Here is a 2,838-nt window from a genome sequence, read left to right on the forward strand (position 1 = left end):
GTGGGCGGACGCGGTCCGCCGCATGAAAGTGCGCACCAATGCCGAAACGCCGCTCGACGCGCGCATGGCGCGCTCCTTCGGCGCCGAAGGCATCGGCCTCTGCCGCACCGAGCACATGTTCTTCGATGGCGACCGCATCGTCGCCATGCGCGAGATGATCCTGGCAGACACCGAAAAGGACCGGCGCGCCGCACTTGCCAAGCTTCTGCCCATGCAGCGCTCGGACTTCCTCGAACTGTTCGAGATCATGGCCGGCCTGCCGGTGACGATCCGCCTGCTCGATCCGCCGTTGCACGAATTCCTGCCGAAGACCGAGGAGGAGGTGGCCGAGGTCGCCGCCGCCATGAAGGTGTCGCCGGACAAGCTCAGGCAGCGCACCGAGGCACTGCACGAGTTCAACCCGATGCTCGGCCATCGTGGCTGCCGCCTGGCTGTCTCCTATCCCGAGATCGCCGAGATGCAGGCGCGGGCCATTTTCGAGGCGGCCGTGGAGGCCGGCAGGAAGGCCGGCGCGCTGGTGGTCCCCGAGATCATGGTGCCGCTCGTCGGCCTGGTGAAGGAACTCGATTACGTCAAGGCGCGCATCGATGCGGTTGCCAAGAGCGTCATGGAGGAAACCGGCGTCAAGATCGACTATCTCACTGGCACGATGATCGAGCTCCCCCGCGCCGCGATCCGTGCCCATGTCATTGCAGAGTCAGCCGAATTCTTCTCCTTCGGCACCAACGACCTGACCCAGACGACCTTCGGCATCTCGCGCGACGATGCGGCCTCGTTCCTGGAAACCTACCGCCAGAAGGGCATTATCGATCAGGACCCGTTCGTCTCGCTCGACATCGACGGCGTCGGCGAACTGGTGCGCATGGCCGCGCAAAAGGGCAGGGCGACGCGGCCAGACATCAAGCTCGGCATCTGCGGCGAACATGGCGGCGATCCGGCCTCGATCCGCTTTTGCGAAGAGGTCGGCCTCGACTACGTGTCCTGTTCGCCCTATCGCGTACCGATCGCCAGGCTGGCGGCCGCGCAGGCTGCGGTGCTGGTTGCGAAGGCAGGCCGCCGATAGGATCCATCCAGCTTACCGTTTTGTAAGGCAATTCACGCGAACGTGCTGGCGGCGTCGCGCAATCTCGACATTGTTCCTGCCCAATTTGCGGCTATCCGCAAATTGCTCCCGGAAACAGATGCTGCAGATTTCTCCCGCGCCGTTCCACTCGATCCTGGTCGTCCAAACCAAGTTCATAGGCGATCTCGTCCTCGCCTCGGCGCTCGCCAAGAACCTGCGGCTCGCATTCCCCGGCGCCAGCATCGTCTTTCTGTGCGAGGCTCGCTTCGAGAGCTTCGTGATCGCCCATGATATAGCTTCCGAGGTGGTCACATTCAGGCGCGACCGCATGCGCGGCACGTCCTTGGAGCGCGGGAAAGAGCTTTACGCCATGGTGCGGGCGTTGCGCCGCTTCCGTTTCGACCTGACCATCGACCTGACCGACTCGAAGACGTCGCGCATCGTCACCGGGCTCGTCAACGCCAAGACCCGTGTCGGTTACAGTCCTTCCGAAAGACCCTTGCGTATGTTGGAGCGGCAGCCCGCCAACGTTTTTGCCAAGCCCTACGGCTTTGATGGTCAGCATTTCCTGTACCGCTACCTCTCGCCGCTCGAAGCGCTCGGCATCGAACTTCGCACGGTGATTCCAAACCTTGAGCCGCTGCCAATGGAGACGGCGAAAGCATTGGCGCTGCTGGGTAAGCGCCATCTGAGGCCAAACGCATTCATCGCGGTACATGCGGGTGCAAGCTTCGAGGGCCGACGTTGGCAGCCGGAGCGGTTTGCAGCAGTGATCGTCGAGATTGCCGGCGAGACCGGCCTGGACGTAGTCCTGGTGGGCGGCCCGGACGAGCGCGAGATCGCCGAACGTATCGTCGCCAGGACCGCGCCGTCGGTCGTCAATCTCGTCGGTGACCTGTCGCTTGAAAGCCTGCTGGCGGTGCTGAAACAGGCCCGGCTGTTTCTCGGCAATGAGAGCGGCCCGATGCACATGGCCGCAGCCACCGGAACCCCGGTTGTCGGATTGTTCGGTCTGACGGAGCCGTCGCGCTGGGGTCCCGTCGGCGTGCCCAGCATCTCGCTCCAGCCGCCGATGCCTTGCGCCTGCATGGCCGAAAACCTCTGCCGCGCGCCAGATCCCAGCAAGGCATGCTGCGTCTGGGGCCTGGAGGTCAAGCCTGTGGTCGATGCGGTGCGCGAGGTTCTTTCGCGCACCGAAATGAAACTGGAACACGCCATCTGAGATCATGCGTCGCATGCACGACCCTCGACGCGGCGGAATGACCCCCTTCGCCACAGGAACGGTCACATTGTCGCGGAGCGCTTTTCTGCTATGCGCCATCCCGATTTCCGCCTTCATGCGGGTCGTTGGGATGCCTGCTTGAAATGACGGGTCCGGGAATCGGTTTGATGCGCCTGCTGCAAAAAAGTCTCTGCATGATCGCCCTGTCGTGGGCGATGGCATCCGCCAGCCATGCCGCGCCCCTCGTCGAGCCGACGCTGCACATCAAGTCGCAGGCGAGCGGAGCCGGCCGTGTGGCGCTTACGCTCGACGCGTGCGGTGGACAGACCGACAACCGGATCCTTTCGGCGCTGGTGGACAACAAGATCCCCGCCACCATTTTCGTGACCGGCATCTGGCTGAAGCGAAACGCCGCCGCCGTCGAGATCATGCGGGCGCATCCCGATCTGTTCGAACTGGAAAATCATGGCGGCCACCACATCCCGGCGGTCGACACGCCGCGGAAAATCTACGGCATTCGCAGCGCCGGCAGCCCGGATGCGGTGCTGGCCGA

At 63.8% G+C, this 2,838-nt stretch carries 3 protein-coding genes; all 3 read left to right on the forward strand.

Annotation, left to right across the window (positions count from 1 at the left end):
* The coding region (locus EN893_RS27190) for a putative PEP-binding protein (protein ID WP_128361917.1) at positions 1–1,063 on the forward strand (1,063 nt) is incomplete at its 5' end.
* A gap of 118 nt (positions 1,064–1,181) precedes the next feature.
* Positions 1,182–2,285 (forward strand): glycosyltransferase family 9 protein, encoded by a 1,104-nt coding sequence (locus tag EN893_RS27195; RefSeq protein WP_127270460.1) that lies wholly within the window; start codon positions 1,182–1,184, stop codon positions 2,283–2,285.
* Positions 2,286–2,452: 167 nt separating this feature from the next.
* Positions 2,453–2,838 (forward strand): polysaccharide deacetylase family protein (locus EN893_RS27200; RefSeq protein ID WP_164901143.1); only part of this gene is annotated, 386 nt, incomplete at its 3' end.

It is taken from the genome of Mesorhizobium sp. M7A.F.Ca.CA.004.04.2.1 (genome assembly GCF_004022825.1).
Classification (GTDB): domain Bacteria; phylum Pseudomonadota; class Alphaproteobacteria; order Rhizobiales; family Rhizobiaceae; genus Mesorhizobium.